Raw genomic sequence first — 20377 nt, 5'->3', positions numbered from 1 at the left:
GGAGAACCTAACGATGCGACGGATCACAGCGTTCCTGCTGGCCTTCATTCTGCTGACCGGAACCGGTGCACTGGCCCAAAGCCTGCCGCCGAACAGCCCAGGCGCGACCCCGCCGGTCGATCGACTGGCGCCGCGAACCATGGTCGTGACGGGCGGTGTGACGGTGCATGCCGAACCGACCAGCACGTCACCGGCAATTGGTTCGCTAAAAGCGGGCCAGCGGGTTGAGGTCTTGAACGGCAATGGCGAGAGCGGCTGGTACCGGCTTGCCCAGGGTGGCTACGCGATCATGGACCATCTGCAGCCGGCCGAGACCGCCGGCTCGTCGACGACAAAGTAGTTACGCCGCCGCGGCAGCAGAACGCTGCTCGCGCTTCAGCTTCAGCACGCGCACGCCGGTGATCACCGTGATGATCGGCGCAGATACCGACGCTGCAATCAGGATCGGCGCCAGAATGCCGAGCCACGCAATCGGGCCGAACAGATACAGCGCGTCGTCGAGATCGAATCCGAACGCACCTTGGTAGGCGCGTTTGCCGGACGTGTCGTTGCGTTCGAGAATCTCGGAATACCAGTTGCAGAACAGCAACGAGACGCCGGTCAGAATGCCGAGCGGAATCGACCAATTCCCAAGAAAGGAATGGCGCAGGCCGAATCCGATCGCGACGAAGAACAGCGCCGTCGTCGTGTTGTCGACCATGTAGTCGTAGCGATGCCCGGCTGCGCTTTGCATGTTGCCGATGCGTGCAAGCTGGCCGTCGAGCCGATCGAAAAAGGCCGACACGACCCACAATACGCCGCCCCAGATTTCGCCTTCGCGCGTGCCGATCGAAAACAGACCGCACGCGATCAGTCCAGTGATCAGACGCGCCGTCGTGACATGGTTGGGCGTTGCACCGATCGCGAGCAGCGGGCGAACCAGCGGCGTCGCAAGTTTGTGCGTCCAGGTACGGCCGTCCATTATTCCGCGGCCTCCGGCACCAACGCAGCGTGACGGTCAGACCGGCTTTCCATGCGCTGCCACAACAGCAGCGCCGGCACGCCGTGCACGACTTCGCGCAGACGGCGCACGATCGACAGCGCCAACGCCATGTCGGGCGGAACGCCGAACAGACCCGACACCAGAATCAACGCACCTTCCTGCACGCCCAGCGCACCCGGCACTGCAAATCCCAGCGCGCGGATCGCTTGGCCCAGCGCTTCGATCACCAGGGCCGCGCGCAGCGACACATGCACGTCGATCGACCACAACATGATCCAGATGCCGACGCCGCCCGCGATCCAGCAGGCGAGGTGATAGAAACAGGCGCGCAACACACGGCGGCGCGAGCGATAAATCGACGACAAGGCTTCGTGCAGGCCTTCGATCTTGCCGAGACCGGCAAAGCCGAATTTCTCGCCGAACTTGACCAGGCCGCGTTCGAGCGCGCGCGCCACGCCGGCCAACTGCGCACCGAACACCGCAAGCGCGATGGCGGTGGCGCCGACCAGACCGGCGGCGATCGACTGGAACAGCTCGTCGCTTTCGCCGCCGACCCACAGCAAATAGAGGCCGCCGATGGTGAACACGATCTGCGTCAGCATCTCGACCGTCAGATCCGCGGTCGGCCACGCGACTGCGCGCGGCAGGCTGGCGCCTTCGCGCTTCAGCAGGCGCGCCGCGACGACTTCGCCGCCGATCTGCGCCACCGGCAGAAGATTGTTCACGGCTTCGCGGATCCAGCGGATCAGAACGAAGCGGCTGTACGACGGCCGGTCGGGCGCACCTTCGGCCAGCGCGTGCCACGCCGCCGCCGACAGCGCCGTCTCGACGCAGTGAAACAGCACGACCCACAAAAAGCCCCAACCCGATCCGACGATCGCGGCAAAGACCCGATCGACGCCGTATTCCTGCAGCAGCCAGACCGCGAGCGCCGCGCCTGCGACACCGCTAACGGCGCTAAAAATTGTCCCGAACTTCATGCTCTCATCTCTCGCGCGGCGGACCGCTTCTTCGTATCACTAGTTCCATGCGTACGCTGCTGCTGACACCCGGACCGCTGACCACCACGGACGAAGTCCGGGCCGCCATGAATCGCGATTGGGGCTCGCGCGACGAGGAATTCGTCACGATGAGCGAACGGGTTCGTGCCCGTCTCGCCAGCCTGTACGGCTACGAGCGCAGCCATGTCGCCGTGCCGGTGCAAGGATCCGGCACGTTCGGCGTTGAAGCTGCGCTGCAAACGACGGTGCCGCGCGACGCGCATCTGCTGGTCGCAATCAACGGCGCTTATGGACGACGCATCGTCACCATCGCCGAACGTTACGGACGCCGCGTCAGCAAAATCGACGTCGGCGACGAAGCTGCGCTCGACCCGGCCGCAATCGCGCACGCGCTGGCCAACGATCCCAGCATCACCGACGTCGCCGTCGTCTATGTCGAAACCACCTGCGGCGTACTGAACCCGCTGGCCGAGATCGCTTCCGTCGTGCACCGCGCCGGCAAACGCCTGTTCGTCGATGCAATGAGCGGGTTCGGGTCGCTGCCGCTTGCGGGGCTGCAATTCACGACCCTGGTCGCCTCGTCCAACAAAGGACTCGAATCGGCGCCGGGCCTCGCCTTCGCGCTGATCGACCGCGCGCACCTGGAGCGTTGCGAGCGCAACGCAACCAGTCTTGCCCTGGACCTGTTCGCGCAATGGCGCGGCTTCGAGCGCGACGGGCAATGGCGCTTCACGCCGCCGGTGCAGATCGTCGCTGCGTTGGACAAGGCGCTCGATCTGCTCGAACGCGAAGGCGGACAAGCGGCGCGGCAGAAACGCTACGAGACCAACTGCGCCACTTTGATCGCGGGGCTGCAACAGCTCGGCTACGCGTCGCTGCTCGATCCCGCCATTCAGGCGCCGATCATCGTGACCGTGCGGGCTCCGACCGAGGCCTGGTACGAATTCAATCTGTTCTACGACACGCTGGGCATCGAGGGCGTGCGCATCTACCCCGGCAAGACGACCGCAGCCGCCAGTTTTCGCGTCGGCTGCATCGGCGCCGTCGATGCGCGCGACATGCAGCGCGCCGTCGATGCGATCGGCCGCACCACCAACCGTCTGCGCCAAAGTCACGCCGCGACTGCCTGAGGCGCGACGAAGGCGCGGAACCGACGCGCTACCGCGTCGGGCGGCACAGTCGGACGGCCCAGCTTTGCCATCGAACCCGGCGCCATGCGTGCGTGCAGCAGCACCGGCCCGGTGATCGTCAGTGCCTGGCGCAGCGCGCGTTCGAATCCGTCTTCGTCATCGGTGGTGAACGCGGCGCGATAGCCGCACGCAAGCGCAACCGCCGCAAAATCAACACCGGATGAAACCGTCGCCTGGCCGCCGGTCGAATCATGCACGCCGTTATCGAGCAGCACATGCACGTAGCGCGCGGGTGCGGCCGCACCGATCGTCGCAAGATTGCCAAGCTTCATCAAAGCCGCGCCATCGCCGTCGATCACAACGACCGGACGATCGGCATGCAGCGCGACGCCCAAACCGATCGCCGATGCACCGCCCATCGAGCCGACGCAGTAGAGATGCTGCTCGCGGTCGGCGAGGGTGAACAGCTCGCGGCCGCTTTTGCCGGTCGTCGCAATCACCGCCGCATCGTTCGGCAGCACAGCCAACGTGCGTTCGAGCAGCGCAACCCGCGTCGGGCGCGTGCCGCGCGTCGTGAAGTCGTGTCCCTGCCCAGCCGGACGTGCACTGCGTGCCGGTTCGTTCAGCGCGGCGTCGGCGACCGAATCCTTTTCCATCACGAAGCAGAAGGGCAGCGAGAGCGCATGCATCGATGCTTCGGCTTCGTCGAGCGCCGCGTCGATCCGCGCGGCGTCGGTCGGGAAGGGCGCGTGTGCGACCTCCATCGTGTCGAGCAGTTGCTGCGTGATGCGGCCCATCAGCTCGTGCTGGGGTTCGTCTTTCAAGCCCGGCTGGCCACGCCACGTCACCAAGGTCAGCAACGGAATGCGGAACGGGGCGCACAGCGACGTCAACGGATTGACTGCGTTGCCCAGTCCCGAATTCTGCATCATCGCAACCGCACGCCGGCCTGCGAACCACGCGCCCGCAGCGATGGCGATTGCTTCGCCTTCGCTGGTTGCGGGCACGTAGGACAGGCGGCGATCGCTGGCGACGCCGTTGATCAGCGGCGTCAGAAAACTGCACGGAACGCCGGTCCAGCTCGACCAGCCGCGCGCAATTGCCGGCGTCAGAAACTCATCTGCAGTGATCACGATGGATACGCACTCTCAGCCCGCGAACGGGAAATTCCGTGCATCGGCGAGATCAAGCACGTCATCGACGTCGAGCCAGTTGGCGGTGACGTAATGGACCGTGATCGGCGTGTGTTTCTGCAGACGCGTCAGCAGCAGCGGCAGATCTGCCGTTGCCAACAGACCCTCGGCCTCAAGCGCCTTCAACTCGTCACGCACCAGCTCGCTGCCGCGCGCGCTGAGGCGCAGAAGCCCGATCCATTCGCCGGTCGGCGCCTGCGTGTCGGATCCGATTGCGTCGAGCGTCACCACTTGTTCGTCGAGATCGAAGCCGGTGAACGGACGCGATCCACGCACCAGGTCGCGCGGACCGGTGGAACGGCGGCGTTCCCACAACGCGTCGACCGCGATCGACACGTCGCCCGCCGTTTCAAGCAGCCCGTCGAGAATCCAGCGGCGGAACAGCACGTCGCCGTAGGTGACGATGCATTCGCCGTCGAGCTTCTTGACTGCCTGCGCCAGCGACGCAACTTCGCCGGTCGTCTCATAGGCGTCGTTGTCGACATAGCGCACGTCGGCGAAGGCGATCGCCTCTTTCTTCCAGCCGCGCACCACGGTCATGTCGCGCGCACCGCACGCGATCATCGTATCGACCAGACGACGCAGCAGCGGACGGCCGCGCACATCGACCATCGCCTTGGGCTTGTCTTGCGTGATCTCGCCCAACTGTTCGCCGCGCGACGCAGCCAGCACGATGCCGCGCACCAAACGTTCGGCCGGAAGATACAGGCGCGATGCTTCTTCGTATTCGTCGTTGCCGGTGATGCGGAAGATTTCGCTGACCGGCACGACTGCGCCTTCGATCGCATGCAGCGACTGGTCGCGCTGAATGCGTTCGGCGGTTTCGCGCATCGCGGTCACCGCAGCGCGCATCGTGTGGTTGGCCCAAATCACCGTCGAGAAGCCGGCCTGGCGGAAGATTTCCGTCGGCGTCGCATGATAGGTGGTCGGCACGATGACGACCGGGCAACGCCCGTCCCATCGTTCCATGAAGGTCAGAACTTCGGCCGCGGTCTTTTGCTTGGAATGAATCAGCACCGCGTCGGCACCGGCGGCGTGATACGCCTCGGCGCGCCGCAGCGCTTCATCCATGCCCTGGCCCGAGATCAGCGCTTCGGTGCGCGCGACGATCTGGAAATCCGGATCGGTCTTGCTGTCCGCACCGGCGCGCAAGCGGCCGCAGAACTCGACGATGTCGGCGAGCTCTTGGCCCTCGCCGAGGAACGAGTTCATTTTCGGAAACAGCTTGTCCTCGATACACACGCCGGCAATGCCGCGCTGTTCGAGTTTGCGGATCAGACGGCGCACGTTGTTGAAGTTGCCGTAGCCCGTGTCGCCATCGACCAGGATCGGCAAGCTCGACGCGTCGGCCATGAACTCGAGCACGTCGAGCGTCTGCGTCCACGAAGCTTCGTTGTTGTCGCGCACGCCGAGCGACGCCGAGATCGACAGGCCGGACGCCCAGATCCCTTCGAAGCCTGCTTCTTCGACGATTTTCGCCGACAGACCGTTGTGCGCTTCCATCAAGAAAGCGAGTTCTGGCTGCGTGAGCAGCCGCTTCAGCGCCGCCGGACGGCTTTCAACCGACGGCTGGCTCGCGCCGGCATCGCCCATCCAGGCGCTGTCCGGCGTACGTACGCGTGCATCCAAAGACCTGTACCCCCAACTACCCTTGTCGTCCCCGGCGGCGGTTCTGTACGACCGCTCGTCGTCCCCGGTGACTTTCGATCCAATTGATCATTAAAGACCCGCCGACCAGTGTCCGCCACCCCTGAACCGAGCTTTGATGTCGCGCCCCGCACCTGAATCTGTCTCGCACGCACTCATTCTGGCTGCCGGTATTGGCCGGCGTCTGGGCCAGGATGATCCCAAAGTCCTCCTCGATGTCGGCGGACAGAGCCTGTTGGCCCGCCATCTCGATCTGCTGCACCGCAGTGGCGTGCGCAAAGTTACCGTGGTTGTGGGGCACCAAGCACAAAAGCTGCGCGACGCGATCGAAGCGGTGACGCCGCCCGGCCTGACGGTGACGACGATCGAAAACCCGACCTTCACCGAAGGCAGCGTCGTCTCACTCGACGCCGCACATGCGGTCATGACCGCGGGCAGCCCGGTGCTGCTGATGGACGGCGACGTTCTGTACGACCACCGCATGCTCGACCGGCTGCTCGAAACCCCACACGAGAATGCATTCCTGACCGATCGTGGTCTGGAGCCCGGCGACGAGCCGGTGAAGCTTTGCATCGCCGGCGATCGCATCGTCGATTTTCGCAAGAAGCCTGTCGCGACCTATGACTGGCACGGCGAGTCGGTCGGCTTCTTCAAATTCAGCGCCGCGATCGCTGCTGAACTTGCAACGCGGGCGCGCGCCTATGTTGCTGGTGGTCGCCGCAAGGACGAGTATGAAGAGGCGATCCGCGACATGATCCTCGCCGACGCGACGCGGTTTGGATGGGTCGACGTAACCGATCTGCCGTGGACCGAAATTGACTTCCCCGAAGACGCCGCCCGCGCGCGCGTCGAAATTCTACCGGAACTGCTTGCATGAGCTCCGAATTTTCCGCCGTAAATCTTGCAGACCCGTCCGAGGCGCAGAAAAAAGCCTGGCAGCACGACGGTTTTCTGATCGTGCGCAATTTTTTCAGCGCACGCGAAACCGCTGATCTGTTGCGCTGGACCGACGAGATCACCAACGCACCGGAAGTGCCCGGGCGGCACATGGTCTATTACGAAACCAGCCGCACCGAGCCGGACAAGCGCGTCATTCAACGCATCGAGAATTTCTGCCCGTTCCACGCCGAGTTCGATCGCGTCGTGCGCAACGGCCGCTTGTCGCTTTGGCTCGACAAGTTGATGGGCGGCCCGACCGTGCTGTTCAAAGAAAAGATCAATTTCAAATTGCCCGGCAGCGCCGGATTCGAACCGCACCAGGATCAACAAGCGGGCTGGTCGCGCTACGCGCCGTTGTTCGTGACCGCGCTGGTGACGCTGGATCCTGCGACGCTCGCCAATGGCTGTCTCGAACTCGTCCCGGGCAAGCACCGGCAGGGCCTGATCGGCGAAGAATGGACGCCGCTTTCCTGGGACGATTTGGGGTTGGAGCCGGTCGAGACCGCGCCCGGCGACGTCGTCTTCTTCGACAGCTTCGTGCCGCATGCATCCAAGCCCAACCAGACCAATGCGCCGCGCCGGATTCTGTACCTGACCTACAACCGGGCTGATCACGGCGATCACCGGGTGCAGTATTTCGCGGACAAACGTCGCGAATTCCCGCCAGATGTCGAACGCGACGGGAAGACCGATTACACGTTCCGCGTCTAGGAATTGAATGCAGCCTGCAGTGCGCCTGGTTTCGAGCAACACGGGGCGCGACGAAGAATATTCGTCGCTGCTGGCTGCTTGCGCGCGCGGCGATGCAACGGCGCTAAAACGGCTGTATGACGCGACCTCGCCGGCCACCTACGGAAGGTTGATGCGGCTGCTGCGCGACCGGGCGCTGGCCGACGACGCGTTGCAGGATGTCTATGTCTCGGTGTGGCGGAACGCCGCGAAGTTCGAGCGCGGTCGCGGCTCGGTCGCGGCCTGGATCGGCACCATTGCGCGCAATCGCGCGCTCGACATCATCCAAATGCGTGGTCGCGAGGTTCCTCTTGAGGCCGCTGGCGATCTCGACACTTGGTTCGAGCCGCAGCCGAGCCCCGAAGTGGAGTTGGCGAGCATGCAAGAGGCGACAGCGCTCCGGCGCTGTATGGATCAGCTGGACGCGGATGGGCGGGCTGCTTTGCAGCGCGCTTATTTCGACGGACTGTCTTACGCCGAGGTTGCAGTCTGGGCCGACCGTCCGTTGGGAACGATGAAAAGCCTGATCCGGCGCTCCCTGGCATCGTTGAAGCGGTGTCTCGAACCATGATCCCAAGCCGCAACGCCATCGAACGTCTCGCCGGCGAATACGTGCTGGGCACGCTGCGCGGCCCGGCGCGCGCGCGCTTTGAGGATTTGCTCGCCACCGACGATTTCGCGCGCGAACAAGTCGACGCGTGGCATGCGCGGCTGGCGCCGCTCGATCGTGCCACCAAGCCGATCACGCCGCCGCCGGCGGTGTGGAACAACATCGAAGCGCGTCTCGGCCCGACCGCGAAATTCGCAACGACCGCACCGACACGTCGCGATCGCGCGCAAGGTTGGCGCGCATTGGCGGCAGGCTTTGCGTTCCTCAGCCTCGTTCTGACGGCATTGCTGATCGTGCAGCCGGGCCGCGAAGCGCGCGCGACCGCGTTCGCGGTGATGAACAACCAGGACGGCAAAGCCGCCTGGGTTTTGAAAGCGCAGGCCGACGGTTCGCTGCGCATCGAATGCGTCGCACCAGTCACGCTGAACGCGCAGCTGTGGGATTACGAGCTGTGGGTGAAACAGGCTGACGGCGCACCGTTGCGTTCGCTTGGCGTGGTGCCGGCGCGTCCGGGCATGGTGATGATTGTGCCGGCGGTCGGCGCACATGCCGGTACCGAAATGCTGGTGACGAAAGAACCGCGTGGTGGTTCCGTCAGCGGAACACCGACCGGCAACGTGCTGTACAGCGCCGCACTCAAAGCGGTCTGACATCCAGCGCGCTGGACCGGTCGTATGTCCTCCAGGTACGTGGAGGTGCCGATGACCAACAACGACAATGAGCTGCAGATCGAGCATCCCGCGCTGCGCGCGCTGTATGCGTTCTGGCGTCGCGCACGCGCGGTGAACGGCGACGTGCCGTCACGCGCGCAAATCGACGTGCAGGATCTGGCGCCGTGGCTTGCGTCGCTGCTGTTGGTCGATGTGTTGCCTGGTCCCGATTTCCGCTATCGCGTCTACGGCACCGAACTCACCTTGTTGTTCGGCAAAGACCGCACCGGCACGTTGGTGCGCGATTTCAGCGTGCCCGCCGCCGAATTGATGCCCCACGATTACGAAGCGGCGTTGGAGGCGCGCGACGCGCAACGCGTTGCGCGGCAACGTCTGGTGCGGCTGTCGGCACGCACGCGCTGCACCGACATGCGCACGATCGAGACGTTGATCCTGCCACTGCGTCGCGACGGCGCTGCGATCGAACAGCTACTGGTCGGCGCCTATGCGCTGACTCCAACCGCGCAGATCCTGCCTTGGACGCGCACCGCAACCGGCTAGGCGAATTTGGTCTGCTAAAATTGTAGCGAGACGCTTCCGCGTTACGCGATGTGTCCTGGCCCGCGCAGCCAACAATGCGACGCAAACTGAAACAGACGCGACGCTGCAATCGCGCTCTTCTCCGCGGCGATGCAGACCGTGTCCGCCTTGATCGTCGCACGCAACGAAGCCGCCAATCTTGCGAGCTGTCTTGCGACGTTGGGCTTTGCCGATGAAATCGTCGTCGTCCTCGATCGCAGCGACGACGCGTCGTCGTCGATCGCGCAAGCGATGGGCGCGCGCGTCGTCGAAGGCGCGTGGCCATTGCAGGGTGATCGTCGCAACGCAGGCATTGCCGCATGCAACGGCGACTGGGTGTTCGAGATCGACGCCGACGAACGCGCGCCACGCGAACTAGCCGACGAGATTCGCCGCACGGTGCAAAGCTCGCCCTATGACTGGCATTTGATTCCGGTCGACAATTGGATCGGCGCACGGCTGGTGCGATACGGTTGGGCGGCGTCGATCGGCAAAGGTGCGGTTGCTGGCCTGTTCCGTCGCGGCGCCAAGCATTGGGGCAACCAGCGCGTACATCCCAAAGTGAACTTCACCGGCCAGCGCGGGCCGGTGTTGCAAGCGCGACTGACGCATCTCGTCGATCGCGACGTCACCGATCTGCTGCAACGATTCGATCGCTACACCAGCAGCCGTGCGCTGGATCTGCTCGACGAAAACCTGCCGGGATCGTTTGCACGCCAGTTGCTGCGCGTGCCGCACCGATTCTGGAAAGCTTTCGTGCGCCGCCGCGGCTGGCGCGAAGGTGCGCTGGGTCTGCTGCTGGCGATTCTGGCCGGGCTCTATCCGCTCGTCTCCTACATCAAAGCGTGCGAGTTGCGCGGCTGGCAGCAGGCACGGCCGCCGGTGCGCGCCGCGCGCCCCGCTGTTGCCGCGGCGCTGACCATGGTGTTGCTGGCGGTGCTGACCGGCGGTTGGCGCGAAAGCCAGGCGGCGCCGAAACTTTGTTCAGCGCTGCAGCTCGCCGATCTCGATCACGACGGGCGCGTCGATCTCGGCGAATACACAAAGTGGCGCGCCCAGCGCACCTTCATGCGCCTGGCCGCACGCAGCGATGACGAGCGCCAGCGTGCGCTGCGCAGCGACGCCGAAACCGCCCCGATCAATTTCGCGCGGCTCGATCTCAATCATGACGGCGTGCTGAGCGCGGCCGAGTGGGACGTCCATATTCCCTGCCATTGAGGCGCCGTTACGCGTCCGGGTCTCGCCAGACCGGGTCCAATCAGCGAAACTCTGGATCTTCGGAGGCCCCGGCGCAGTTCTAGGGTCATCCGCCAAGGAGATGTCGATGGCCCGGTTTTCCGCTCTTTCTCTGGCAATTGCTGCCGCCCTGCTTTTCGCAGCGCCGGTCACCAGCTGGGCTGCCGATCCGGTGAAGACCGAAAAGGCGCCGGACGTGAAAGTCGAAACGCCGCCCGCCGACGACCTCGACCCGACGCGCGACTCCACCATCCTGTCGCGCAGCGCCGCCAAACGCCGCGGTGAAAGCCCCGATGACTCGGTCGGCGCCGGCGGCGACGGCGAGATCCCGCGCACCTCGACCCGTTGCTGGGACGGCGCCTGCGCACGGTCCGACTGGACCAACGGCATCAAAAATAACCGCGGTCCAAACTAACCACGGCTGATTTGGCAAAAAGCGCACGTAGCTAACGTCGCACTTCTAGCTATCCGCCTTTAGGATCGCAGCTCCGCCGAACGGAGCCTGCCGGTCCCATGAGTCTGCTCGAAATCGTCATTCTGCTCACGGCCGCGATTATCGCGGTTCCGTTGGCGAAGAAGCTCGGCCTGGGTGCGGTGCTGGGCTATCTCGCCGCCGGCGTCGTGGTCGGGCCGCGCGTGCTGGGTGCGGTCGCCAATCTCGAGACGATCAAGCACATCTCCGAATATGGCGTCGTGCTGCTGCTGTTCGTGATCGGTCTCGAATTGAAGCCGTCGCGCCTGTGGGTGATGCGCCAGCTCGTCTTCGGGCTTGGCTTTTTCCAGGTCGCCGCAACCACCGCCGTGTTGGGATTCGGCGCCTGGCTGTTCGGCATGAAGCCCGATGCGGCTTTCGTGGTCGGGTTCGGCCTGTCGCTGTCCTCAACCGCGTTCGTGTTGCCGATGCTGGCCGAGCGCAAGGCGCTGAGCAAAGCGTACGGGCAGGCGTCATTTTCAATCCTGCTGTTTCAGGACCTCGCGGTGATTCCGCTGTTGGTGCTGCTGCCGGTTTTGGCGGGCGGTGCCGAAGCCTTGCCTGGTGACGGGCATGAGATGCTGGTCGAAGTTGGCATCGCCGTCGGGGCCACCATCGCGGTGCTGGTCGGCGGTCGCTATCTGACGCGGCCGTTGCTGCGCGTGATTGCAGGCGCGGGCTACCAGGAAGTCTTCACCGCTGCGGCGCTGCTGATCGTGATCGCGGCCGCGTCGGTTCTGTCGATCGTCGGCCTGTCGGCGTCGCTGGGCGCATTTCTTGCCGGCGTGCTGTTGGCCGACAGCGAGTATCGCCACGAGCTGGAAGCCGACATCGAGCCGTTCAAAGGTCTCTTCCTTGGTCTGTTCTTCATGGGCGTCGGGATGAGCGCGAACTTGGCACTGCTCGCCGAGAAGCCGCTGATCGTCTTCTGGCTGGTGCTGGGCGTGATGACCACCAAGTCGCTGGTCGCCTTCATCGTCGGGCGCATCTGGCATTACAGCTCGGCTTCGTCGCGGCGACTGGGCTTCGCCATCGGCCAGGCGGGCGAGTTCGGATTCGTCTTGTGGGCGTTGGCGGGCGGGCTTGGCATGCTCGACGCGGCAACTGCCGACATGCTGGTGCTGGTCGTGACGTTGTCGATGGCGGCAACGCCGCTGGTGTTCTTGCTCGAAGAACGCGTGCTGGCACCGCGTCTCGACATCCGGTCCAAGCCTGACTTCGACAAGATCGACGTCGATTTCAATCCGGTGATCATCGCCGGCTTTGGCCGCGTCGGGCAGATCGTCGGCCGCCTGTTGCGCGCGCAGCGCATTCCGTTCACCGCGCTGGATGCCAGCCCGGATCAGATCGACGTCGTGCGTCGCTTCGGCAACAAAGTCTATTACGGCGACGCGTCGCGTCTCGATTTGCTGACCGCGGCGGGCGCTGCCAACGCGCTGGTGCTGGTGTTGGCGATCGATGACGTCGAAGCGTCGGTGCGTACCTTGGACGTGGTGCGCAAACATTTCCCCGAGCTGCGCGTGCTGGCCCGCGCGCGCAACCGACAACATGCGATCACCTTGATGGAGCACGGCGTCGATCCCGACGACGTCATCCGCGAGACGTTCGAATCGTCGATGGTGCTGGCCAGCAAAACGCTGGAAGGGATCGGCACGCCCGCCGATCGGATTCCGCGCGCCATGGCGATCTTCCGCGAACACGACGTGCGCGGCCTGCGCCGGCAATTCGAACTGGCGGCCGACGAAGCGACCTTGATCCAATCGGCCAAACAAGCCGCCGCCGAATTGGAAGAGCTGTTCGCAGCCGACGCGCGCGACGCGAACGCGGGCGAGCGAGCGAGCGGCGTAAGCGCGTCAAACATATAGTCAGCCGCGCAAAGCGCGGCGGCGCGCGCGATGCCAACGCGGGCGAGCGCGCGGCCTAGGCGTCCAGCGCAGCCGACGCGCGGCGCAGCGCGCGTGCCGTCGGCGAGCCGAGCTGGCGCGACAGCAGGATGGCGGCAACAAGCAAGGTCGCGACCACGAACCACAGCGCACCCGCAAACCACGCCACCACTGCGAGCGCGAAATAATAGCCGCGTATGCCGCTATTGAAGGCGGCCAGCGCGTGGCTCATCACTTCGGCGGCGGCGTTCGCCACCGACGTGTTGCCTTCGGGCGGCATCGCACCGACCAGCGCGATCAGATAGTTCAACTGGCGCAGCGCCCAGGTGAAACGGAACAGCCCGTGCACCGTCACCAGAATCATCAGGCCAAGCTTGAACGCGACGCTGGCGGGCGGATCGGTGATTGGCACCAGCGGATCCAACGCAGCGTGAATGCGATCGGAATTCCCCAATGCGCCGAATAAAGCTGCGATCACCAGTAGCGTGGTCGAGGCAAAGAACGACGTCGAATGCACGATGTGCCCGATCAGCGCCGCGTCCGTGATGCGATTGTCGCGCCGGCCGGTTTCGCGCATCCACGACTGGCGAATGACCAGCAGCACGTGATTGATGCCGTCGTGCCGGCGCACCAGCGCCCGTTGCAGACGGTCATAGCCCGCCCACAGGCCGGCAAAGAGAAGCAGCGCGAGATAGTCGTAGAGCGTGAAGTGCATCGGCCGCTACTTCATCACAGAAGTAGCGGCGTTTGCGACAGGCTTTAGGCGGCGCGGATCTCTTCCAGGAAGCGCGTCACGCGTTGGCGCAGCTCGTCGGCCTGTTGGCCCAGCTCGGCCGATGCGGTCAGCACTTGTTGTGCGGCGTGGCCGGTTTCGCCAGCCGCCTGGTTGACCGACACGATCGTGCTCGACACGTCGCTGGTGCCGCGCGCGGCTTCCTGCACGTTGCGTGCGATTTCGTGCGTCGCTGCACCCTGCTCCTCCACCGCTGAAGCGATGGTGGTGGTGATCTGGCTCATCTGGTCGATCGTGCTGCCGATCGATGCGATGGCGGTGGCGGCGACGCCACTGGCGCTTTGGATCGCTTCGATCTGGACCGTGATGTCTTCGGTCGCTTTGGCGGTTTGCGCCGCCAGGCTTTTGACCTCGGACGCCACGACGGCAAAGCCCTTGCCGTGTTCGCCCGCGCGGGCCGCTTCGATCGTGGCGTTGAGCGCAAGCAGATTGGTCTGGCCGGCAATGTCCTGAATCAGCTTGATCACGTCGCCGATGCGCGACGCGGTTTCGGTCAGGCCCTGGACGTCTTCGTTGGTCTTGCGCGCATCGCTGACCGCCTGGGTCGCGATCGTCGCCGACTGATTGACCCGGCGCGAAATCTCGCCGATCGAGGCTGACAATTCTTCGGTCGCAGCCGCAACGGTCTGCACGTTGGTCGAGGCTTCTTCGGCCGCCGCAGCAACCGTCGTCGCCTGCACGCTGGTTTCCGACGCAGTGCCCGACATGCCGGTCGCGGTCGTGCGCAGCTGATCGGCCGCACCCGACAAAGTCTGCAGCGCAGCGCCGACCGACCGGTCGAATTCACCGCACAGCGACGCGACGCGTTCGGCGCGCGCCAGTTCGGTCTTTTGCGCCGCCATCTGCTGCTGGTTCAGCTCGGCCGCGGTCAGCGCGCCGCGACGCAGCGTTTCCAGCGTGTCGGCCATCACCGCGAATTCGTCGCCGTTCGGCAGTTGCTGCACCGGATGGACATAGTCGTTTGCCGTCATCGGGCGTACCGCTTCGATCAGGCTGCGCAGCGGCACCTGCACGCGGCGACGCACGACGCGCAACGTCACCAGCGCGATCACGATTGCGACCAGCAAACCGACCGATGCGACAATGAGTGAGGTGAGTGCGCTGGCGCTGCGTTCGGCGGCGCGCACCTTGGCCGCTTCCATCGCCCGTACCGCAACCAGCAACTGCGCATCGAACGGGCTGTTGCAGGCCGCGGTGAATTCGGTCGGCGACACAGGCGGCGTGCCGGAGTCGTCGAGTTTCTTGTAGATCGCGTCGCGCGCGGCGTTGGTCGCCGCGGTTGCGTCACGCGCCCCTTTGGCAGCCTGGCGCAGACCGTCAGGCAGGCCGGGGCTGATCAGAACTTCATCGATCGAATTCAGCGCGCTGGTGGTACCGCCGCGGAACGCGTCGATGGTCGAACGTTGTTCGGGGGTGAGCTTTTTGCCCGAGGCCACGATCGGACGTGCGATCGGACATTCGCGACCCGACTGATCGCGCACGCTCCAGGTCAATTGGCGCACCGTCGTCAATTCGCCGACGACCGCGTCGCTGGCGCGCGTCTGCGCGGCCACCAGCTTGGAGAAGTCGTTCATCGCATCGGTGGTGAAGCCGGCCGCTTCGTACCAGGCGTCGACCACCTTCATGTTGCGCTGGCCTTTCGGCTTCTTGGTCTCGGCTTCGAGATCGCTGCCGCGCGCTTCGGTGGTCTTCCACAACTCGTCGATCTTGTTGAGCTGCGCGGCCTTGGCCGGAATGTCGACGGCGCCGATGGCGGCACGCGCGCGCTTGAACGAGTCCTGATCTTTCTGGCGCACGCCGGCCCAGACTTTAGTCGGGTCGTCTTGCGTCATCATCGCGTTGACCGCTTCACCGCGCGTGACGCGGATCACCTGCATGGCGTCGAAATTTTCGCGGTCGGCCGCTGCCAGCGCTTCGACGCGGCGCGCCGCAGCTTCTTTCTGCCAAGCGTCGTGCGTGAACAGGCCTAGCGCCAGAACCAGCAACACGGTCGGAACCAGGAATACGGCGTTGAGAACCGTCGCAACCGATTGGCGCAAATTCATGTGCAAGCCCATTCCAGAACCGCCGGCAGATCGGGGCCGACGGCGGGCACATGAACGAACATTCGTAAACGAAGCCGAAACGCAAACCGCCGCGCCCGAGATCGGTACCCACTTCGCGGGAAAAAGCGCTGGGGCGCGGCGGTCGCTACAATTGTGCGGATCGGGTCTGTGGCTACTCAGCCATGGCCGCCGCTATGGACCAGCGGCGTGTCGACCAGATGTTCGCTGACAAACCAGGTCTGCAATTCATTGGTTCGGATCAAGGACGAAACCACCAAATCGTTGGTGCCGTCATCGCCCGACTCCGACGCTTCCTTGGCGACGGCGCGGCAGGTCAGCAGCAGACGCTCATGCGCTTCGAGCAAACGCGAGATCTGGGTCGGCACATCTTCGCGACCACGCGGCGGACGCGGAATCTGCGTCAGTTCGGCAATGTCGGGTGCCATCGCGACCGGGATGCCGCCCAAGGTCTGAATGCGCTCGGCGATCTCGTCCACCAGCCCCGCCTGCTCGGTGTAGTGTTTGTCGTAGAGCAGATGCAGTTGATAGAAGGTCGCGCCCGACACCTGCCAGTGATGCTTCTTGTAGAGATCACGCAGCGTGCACGTATCGGCGAGCAGCTGATTCAACGACTCAACCGACGCGGCGCGTACGTTCGCACCAAGGCCGATCGGCGCGCGGGCGAGCGTGCCATAAGGCTGAATTTCATGGCCGCGCTGGGGTGCCAGCGGGCTCGCCTTGGCAGGCGCTTTCTTGGCTTGGTTCTTGGCTTTGGCCATCTGGCATCTCCTGAACGAGCACGGGGATTTCTAACGACATAAACGCAGCGTTGGTCGCGTCAATCGACGAGCCAAGGAACGCACGAGGAATTAGATCGGCACGTGCACTCTGCGAATGCCAGATGGGCGAATGCCAGCCGGTGCGTAAATGTCAGATCGCGCTGGATTTGCCCAAACGGCGCTCGGCTTCTTCCAAGCGGACGGTCAGTTCGCGTTCACGTTCGCGGCGGCGATCCAGCGCGGCTTTGTGGCGCAACGCTGCGCGCACGCGCGCTACCAATTCGACCGGCTCGACCGGCTTTGTGACATAGTCGCTGGCGCCTGCTTCGAACGCGGCTGTCAGATGATTGGCGCTATCGAGCGTCGTCACCATCACGATCGGCACGTCTTCGTAGCGCACCACAGTCTTGATGCGGCGGCAGGCTTCGATGCCGTCGATCTTGGGCATCATCACGTCGAGCAACACCAGATCGACCGTGGCGTCGCTATTCTCGTCGTCGAGCGCCAGCGCCGCAAAGGCTTCGTCCGCCGACGCGGCAAAGCGCAGTTGATCGAACCCAGCCCGCTTCAACAGCGCTTCCATCAAGCGCAGCGCGACAGGCGTGTCGTCGACAACCAGGATGCGCGCCGGTTCGGTCATTCAGCCCTCGTCGACAATGCGGCGCACAGCTTCGAGCTGCGTTGCGATGATCTTGCACTCCTCGTCGGTCAGGGTGCGCTCGGCGCGCAGCGATGCCGACAGGGCGGTCTCGGCTTTGGTGCTCTCGTTGGACAATTCGGGCAGGCCGAACGAACCGCCTGAACCCGAAAAATAGTGGAAGTGGAAATGCAGCTTCTTGGATGCTTCGAGATCGGTACGGTCGTTTAGCAGACGCTCCCACAGGACCGCCATCTCATCGAGACGCGGCGGCAGGCCGGCTTTGTATTCGCCGGTCAGGCGCGCCAGCACCGTATCGAACTCGTCCTCGTTCACGCCGCACCCTGGCGATTGGTACGGCCCAATACTTCGCCGACGCGGGCTGCAAGTGACATCGGGTCGAACGGTTTTTCAAACACGTCGACCGCGCCCAATTCGCGCCAGCGTTTGATTTCGTCGGGTTGCACCTTGGCGGTCATGAACACGACCGGCACGGTTTCGAAACCGGGAATCTCGCGCAGACGCTGCAAGGTGGTGGGACCGTCGATGCCAGGCATCATCACGTCGAGCAGCACGAGGTCGAACCGCTCGCCGGTCTTTGCGGCGGCCAGGGCGGCTTCGCCCGAGCCGCACATCTCGACGACGAAGCGGCCGATCGTCTCCAGCGCAAGGCGTGCAATGGTCTGGATGTCGGGCTCGTCCTCGACATAGAGGACGCGCGGGCGCTCAAGCAAAACGACTATTCCCGTCTTCGGTAAACCGGCCGCGACCATCGCACGGTCGGCGGCGCGGTCGCTAGTGCCGAGCCGCCGGCTACGCCTTTGGTGCGACAGTCGCGGCGGTCTGGCCGAACAGGATTTTGCGGCTTTCCTCGTCCACCACCGGGCGGGTGCGATAGGCCTCGCCGACCTTGTACGCGCGCTGTACCGCCGGACGTGCCGCCATCGCGTCGAACCAGCGCTTCAAATTGGGAAAGTCTTCAAGCCGCTGGGCCTGGCGCTCGTACGGCACGATCCACGGATAGCTCGCCATGTCGGCGATCGAATAGTCGCCCGCAATGAAATCGCGACCAGCGAGACGACGATCGAGCACGCCGTACAGACGGTTGGTCTCTTTCACATAGCGTTCGATTGCGTAGGGAATTTTCTCGGGCGCATAGGTGCCGAAATGATGGTTCTGGCCCGCCATCGGACCCAGCCCGCCCATCTGCCAGAAGAGCCATTGCAGTACCTCGGTGCGCGGCCGAATTTCCGCCGGCAAAAACCGGCCGACCTTGTCAGCGAGATAGACGAGGATTGCGCCGGATTCGAACACCGACAGCGGACCATTCGCGTCGGCCGGATCGGGGTCGACGATCGCGGGCATGCGATTGTTCGGTGCGATCTGGAGAAAGTCGGGCTTGAATTGATCGCCCCGGCTGATGTCGACCGGGACGATCCGGTACGGCGTGCCGGTTTCTTCGAGGAAGATCGTGATCTTGTGGCCGTTCGGCGTCGGCCAGTAATGCAGATCGATCATCAGTCATCTCGCGCTGTGGTTCGCGCGTGATCTACATCGAAGATTGCCGCCGTCTAGAGTTTGCGAGCACGCGTTCGCGTGCCAGTCCCAGCCCGACCAGCCCCAATCCCAGAATCGACAGGCTGAACAACGGCGCGATCCAACCCGCTTCGTGGATCATCGCACCGCCCAAGGTCAGGCCGCACACAAGTTCGCCCGCGCCGGTCGGCCCGCCGCGCTCATACGCAATGCGGCCGTTGCCGCCGCGTTTGGGCGTGCGCACGAAGGGCGAGCGTTTGCCCAGCAACCCTTCGATCACCGCGCGCGTGTTCGACAGAACCAGACCGGAATTGAGCAGCAGGATCGTCACGTAGCGCCACAGAAACACCAGCCAGCCGCCGCGACCCAACGCTGCCTGTCCCGCTGCAACGAACACGAAACTGCCGAGAAACCCGACCGACATCAGCGCCAAACCGATACTCGTCGTCGTGCCCGGCCGTACTGTTTCGACCAGCAACATCACCAGCGATCCCAACAACGACGCGGCCGCGAGCGGGAAGCACATTGGCTGCGCCGTCTGCAAGGTGAAGGCGACTTTCGCCGCCAACGGCAGGTCGGCGCGCCAGACGCGCCCGATCAGCTTCTTGGCGACTTGCGCAAAACCTTTGGTCCACCGGAATTGCTGCGTGCGCCATGCCGCCAAAGTCGGCGGCAATTCGCCGGGCACACTCAGGTCGGGCAGAAACACCGCGCGCCAGCCAGCCAGCCGCGCGCGCACCGACAGATCGAGGTCTTCGCACAACGTATCGGACGACCAACCGCCCGCGGTTTCGATTGCGCTGCGCCGCCAGACGCCGCACGTGCCGTTGAACGGCAGAACCAGACCGCTCATCGAGCGCGCTGGCTGTTCGATGCCGAAATGCCCGTCGAGCATCATCGCCTGAGCGCGCGTCAGAAAATTCTCGCTCGCATTCTGGTGTTCCCACCGTCCTTGCGCGAAGCCCAGCATCTCGTCGCCGAGCAAGGTCGCAACTGCGCGCTGCAGAAAATCGCGCGGCGGCGTGAAGTCGGCATCGAACACGGCAACGAATGGCGACGCATCGCGCGTCAGCCCGGCCGCCATCGCGCCGGCTTTGAATCCGACGCGGTTCTGCCGATGCAGATGTTCGACGCGCACGCCTTGTTGCTGCAGGCGCGCGACAATCTCGGCTGCGACCGCGATTGCTTCTGCGTCGGTGGAATCGTCGAGCAGCTGAATCCGCAACCGGTCGCGCGGCCAGTCGAGCGCGGCGGCCGCTTCAAGCGCGCGTTCGACCACGCCGCATTCGTTGAACACTGGCAGCTGCACCAGCACGTGCGGCAGGTCGCGCGGCAGCGCTGCGGGCGACGCGGCAACCGGCAGACGCGCGCGGCTGCGGCCGATCGCGTAGAGCACGGTCAGCACAACCAGGTTGAGGCTGAGCAAGGAAAGACAGGCGAGTGCGAGCAGCAGGCCCAATTGGGCGACGCTGAATAACAAGGCGGATGCATGCATGGCATGGCGTGAACTCCGCCGCGGCTGGTTTGTTCTCGCCG

General features: G+C 64.5%; 22 protein-coding genes. 10 read left to right on the top strand and 12 right to left on the bottom strand.

Going from position 1 to position 20377, the window contains the following annotated elements:
- The first annotated feature begins 13 nt into the window (after positions 1-13).
- Positions 14-340 carry an SH3 domain-containing protein gene (locus TMPK1_RS15430; protein ID WP_420244034.1) on the top strand — a complete coding sequence of 109 codons (327 nt, stop codon included), beginning with the start codon at positions 14-16 and terminating at the stop codon, positions 338-340.
- Here the strand turns inward: TMPK1_RS15430 and TMPK1_RS15425 are convergent, their stop codons facing one another.
- Both TMPK1_RS15425 and TMPK1_RS15420 read right to left on the bottom strand, forming a co-directional pair.
- Positions 341-961 (bottom strand): CDP-alcohol phosphatidyltransferase family protein, encoded by a 621-nt coding sequence (locus TMPK1_RS15425; RefSeq protein WP_420244033.1) that lies wholly within the window; start codon positions 959-961, stop codon positions 341-343.
- The gene (locus TMPK1_RS15420) at positions 961-1962 is read right to left on the bottom strand and encodes a flippase-like domain-containing protein (protein WP_420244032.1); all 1002 of its coding nucleotides are present in this window, start codon (positions 1960-1962) and stop codon (positions 961-963) included. The genes TMPK1_RS15425 and TMPK1_RS15420 overlap by 1 nt, the downstream gene beginning before the upstream one ends.
- A 47-nt stretch (positions 1963-2009) precedes the next feature.
- Here TMPK1_RS15420 and TMPK1_RS15415 point away from each other — a divergent pair, with 47 nt between their 5' ends.
- On the top strand, positions 2010-3113 hold the full coding sequence (locus TMPK1_RS15415; protein ID WP_420244031.1) for a 2-aminoethylphosphonate--pyruvate transaminase: 1104 nt from the start codon (positions 2010-2012) through the stop codon (positions 3111-3113).
- Here TMPK1_RS15415 and aepY read toward each other — a convergent pair.
- Complete coding sequence (gene aepY, locus TMPK1_RS15410) at positions 3095-4246, bottom strand: phosphonopyruvate decarboxylase (protein ID WP_420244030.1); 1152 nt, start codon at positions 4244-4246, stop codon at positions 3095-3097. The two genes, TMPK1_RS15415 and aepY, sit on opposite strands and share 19 nt — an antisense overlap.
- 15 nt (positions 4247-4261) lie before the next feature.
- A complete protein-coding gene (gene aepX, locus TMPK1_RS15405) occupies positions 4262-5935 on the bottom strand; it encodes a phosphoenolpyruvate mutase (RefSeq protein ID WP_420244028.1) in 1674 nt (557 codons plus the stop codon).
- A 136-nt stretch (positions 5936-6071) separates the two neighbouring features.
- On the opposite strand from aepX, the gene TMPK1_RS15400 reads away from it, so the two are divergent.
- From TMPK1_RS15400 to TMPK1_RS15365, 8 genes are all read left to right on the top strand, one after another.
- Positions 6072-6830: a phosphocholine cytidylyltransferase family protein gene (locus TMPK1_RS15400; protein ID WP_420244027.1), complete on the top strand. Its 759-nt coding sequence runs from the start codon at positions 6072-6074 to the stop codon at positions 6828-6830.
- Positions 6827-7603: a phytanoyl-CoA dioxygenase family protein gene (locus TMPK1_RS15395; protein WP_420244025.1), complete on the top strand. Its 777-nt coding sequence runs from the start codon at positions 6827-6829 to the stop codon at positions 7601-7603. The genes TMPK1_RS15400 and TMPK1_RS15395 overlap by 4 nt, the downstream gene beginning before the upstream one ends.
- Positions 7604-7610: 7 nt before the next feature.
- The gene (locus tag TMPK1_RS15390; protein WP_420244024.1) at positions 7611-8192 is read left to right on the top strand and encodes a sigma-70 family RNA polymerase sigma factor; all 582 of its coding nucleotides are present in this window, start codon (positions 7611-7613) and stop codon (positions 8190-8192) included.
- Positions 8189-8881 carry an anti-sigma factor gene (locus TMPK1_RS15385; RefSeq protein WP_420244023.1) on the top strand — a complete coding sequence of 231 codons (693 nt, stop codon included), beginning with the start codon at positions 8189-8191 and terminating at the stop codon, positions 8879-8881. The genes TMPK1_RS15390 and TMPK1_RS15385 overlap by 4 nt, the downstream gene beginning before the upstream one ends.
- A gap of 51 nt (positions 8882-8932) precedes the next feature.
- Positions 8933-9442 carry a PAS domain-containing protein gene (locus TMPK1_RS15380; protein WP_420244021.1) on the top strand — a complete coding sequence of 170 codons (510 nt, stop codon included), beginning with the start codon at positions 8933-8935 and terminating at the stop codon, positions 9440-9442.
- A 129-nt stretch (positions 9443-9571) separates the two neighbouring features.
- Positions 9572-10678 carry a glycosyltransferase gene (locus tag TMPK1_RS15375; RefSeq protein ID WP_420244019.1) on the top strand — a complete coding sequence of 369 codons (1107 nt, stop codon included), beginning with the start codon at positions 9572-9574 and terminating at the stop codon, positions 10676-10678.
- A gap of 106 nt (positions 10679-10784) precedes the next feature.
- Positions 10785-11111, top strand: coding sequence for a hypothetical protein (locus TMPK1_RS15370; RefSeq protein ID WP_420244017.1), 327 nt, complete (start codon positions 10785-10787; stop codon positions 11109-11111).
- 98 nt (positions 11112-11209) lie between these two features.
- Positions 11210-13033: a monovalent cation:proton antiporter-2 (CPA2) family protein gene (locus TMPK1_RS15365; RefSeq protein ID WP_420244016.1), complete on the top strand. Its 1824-nt coding sequence runs from the start codon at positions 11210-11212 to the stop codon at positions 13031-13033.
- 55 nt (positions 13034-13088) lie between these two features.
- Here the strand turns inward: TMPK1_RS15365 and TMPK1_RS15360 are convergent, their stop codons facing one another.
- The 8 genes from TMPK1_RS15360 to TMPK1_RS15325 all read right to left on the bottom strand — a co-directional run bounded on the left by TMPK1_RS15360 (position 13089) and on the right by TMPK1_RS15325 (position 20336).
- Positions 13089-13766, bottom strand: a complete 678-nt coding sequence (locus TMPK1_RS15360; protein WP_420244014.1) for a DUF599 domain-containing protein — start codon at positions 13764-13766, stop codon at positions 13089-13091.
- 44 nt (positions 13767-13810) lie between these two features.
- Positions 13811-15889: a methyl-accepting chemotaxis protein gene (locus tag TMPK1_RS15355; protein WP_420244013.1), complete on the bottom strand. Its 2079-nt coding sequence runs from the start codon at positions 15887-15889 to the stop codon at positions 13811-13813.
- Between the two features lie 176 nt (positions 15890-16065).
- The gene (locus tag TMPK1_RS15350; protein ID WP_420244011.1) at positions 16066-16668 is read right to left on the bottom strand and encodes a Dps family protein; all 603 of its coding nucleotides are present in this window, start codon (positions 16666-16668) and stop codon (positions 16066-16068) included.
- A 151-nt stretch (positions 16669-16819) separates the two neighbouring features.
- A complete protein-coding gene (locus TMPK1_RS15345) occupies positions 16820-17308 on the bottom strand; it encodes a response regulator (protein WP_420244009.1) in 489 nt (162 codons plus the stop codon).
- Complete coding sequence (locus TMPK1_RS15340) at positions 17309-17641, bottom strand: Hpt domain-containing protein (protein WP_420244008.1); 333 nt, start codon at positions 17639-17641, stop codon at positions 17309-17311.
- Positions 17638-18039: a response regulator gene (locus TMPK1_RS15335; RefSeq protein ID WP_420244007.1), complete on the bottom strand. Its 402-nt coding sequence runs from the start codon at positions 18037-18039 to the stop codon at positions 17638-17640. The genes TMPK1_RS15340 and TMPK1_RS15335 overlap by 4 nt, the downstream gene beginning before the upstream one ends.
- Positions 18040-18118: 79 nt before the next feature.
- Positions 18119-18823, bottom strand: a complete 705-nt coding sequence (locus TMPK1_RS15330) for a glutathione binding-like protein (RefSeq protein ID WP_420244005.1) — start codon at positions 18821-18823, stop codon at positions 18119-18121.
- 31 nt (positions 18824-18854) lie between these two features.
- Positions 18855-20336: a glycosyltransferase gene (locus TMPK1_RS15325; RefSeq protein WP_420244003.1), complete on the bottom strand. Its 1482-nt coding sequence runs from the start codon at positions 20334-20336 to the stop codon at positions 18855-18857.
- Between the last annotated feature and the right edge of the window lie 41 nt (positions 20337-20377).

Origin of the sequence: Roseiterribacter gracilis (genome assembly GCA_018332375.1) — a bacterium.
In the GTDB taxonomy this organism is placed as follows: Bacteria; Pseudomonadota; Alphaproteobacteria; order BOG-932; family Roseiterribacteraceae; genus Roseiterribacter; species Roseiterribacter gracilis.
Note: the sequence above shows the minus strand (reverse complement) of the source record. Positions and strands in the feature narration are given on the sequence as shown.

Excerpts from the sequence above, each read along its gene's own strand:
- TMPK1_RS15430 (WP_420244034.1), top strand. The coding sequence starts at position 14 with ATGCGACGGATCACAGCGTTCCTGCTGGCCTTCATTCTGCTGACCGGA.
- TMPK1_RS15425 (WP_420244033.1), bottom strand. The coding sequence starts at position 961 with ATGGACGGCCGTACCTGGACGCACAAACTTGCGACGCCGCTGGTTCGC.
- TMPK1_RS15420 (WP_420244032.1), bottom strand. The coding sequence starts at position 1,962 with ATGAAGTTCGGGACAATTTTTAGCGCCGTTAGCGGTGTCGCAGGCGCG.
- TMPK1_RS15415 (WP_420244031.1), top strand. The coding sequence starts at position 2,010 with ATGCGTACGCTGCTGCTGACACCCGGACCGCTGACCACCACGGACGAA.
- TMPK1_RS15400 (WP_420244027.1), top strand. The coding sequence starts at position 6,072 with ATGTCGCGCCCCGCACCTGAATCTGTCTCGCACGCACTCATTCTGGCT.
- TMPK1_RS15395 (WP_420244025.1), top strand. The coding sequence starts at position 6,827 with ATGAGCTCCGAATTTTCCGCCGTAAATCTTGCAGACCCGTCCGAGGCG.
- TMPK1_RS15390 (WP_420244024.1), top strand. The coding sequence starts at position 7,611 with ATGCAGCCTGCAGTGCGCCTGGTTTCGAGCAACACGGGGCGCGACGAA.
- TMPK1_RS15385 (WP_420244023.1), top strand. The coding sequence starts at position 8,189 with ATGATCCCAAGCCGCAACGCCATCGAACGTCTCGCCGGCGAATACGTG.
- TMPK1_RS15380 (WP_420244021.1), top strand. The coding sequence starts at position 8,933 with ATGACCAACAACGACAATGAGCTGCAGATCGAGCATCCCGCGCTGCGC.
- TMPK1_RS15375 (WP_420244019.1), top strand. The coding sequence starts at position 9,572 with ATGCAGACCGTGTCCGCCTTGATCGTCGCACGCAACGAAGCCGCCAAT.
- TMPK1_RS15370 (WP_420244017.1), top strand. The coding sequence starts at position 10,785 with ATGGCCCGGTTTTCCGCTCTTTCTCTGGCAATTGCTGCCGCCCTGCTT.
- TMPK1_RS15365 (WP_420244016.1), top strand. The coding sequence starts at position 11,210 with ATGAGTCTGCTCGAAATCGTCATTCTGCTCACGGCCGCGATTATCGCG.
- TMPK1_RS15360 (WP_420244014.1), bottom strand. The coding sequence starts at position 13,766 with ATGCACTTCACGCTCTACGACTATCTCGCGCTGCTTCTCTTTGCCGGC.
- TMPK1_RS15355 (WP_420244013.1), bottom strand. The coding sequence starts at position 15,889 with ATGAATTTGCGCCAATCGGTTGCGACGGTTCTCAACGCCGTATTCCTG.
- TMPK1_RS15350 (WP_420244011.1), bottom strand. The coding sequence starts at position 16,668 with ATGGCCAAAGCCAAGAACCAAGCCAAGAAAGCGCCTGCCAAGGCGAGC.
- TMPK1_RS15345 (WP_420244009.1), bottom strand. The coding sequence starts at position 17,308 with ATGACCGAACCGGCGCGCATCCTGGTTGTCGACGACACGCCTGTCGCG.
- TMPK1_RS15330 (WP_420244005.1), bottom strand. The coding sequence starts at position 18,823 with ATGATCGATCTGCATTACTGGCCGACGCCGAACGGCCACAAGATCACG.
- TMPK1_RS15325 (WP_420244003.1), bottom strand. The coding sequence starts at position 20,336 with ATGCATGCATCCGCCTTGTTATTCAGCGTCGCCCAATTGGGCCTGCTG.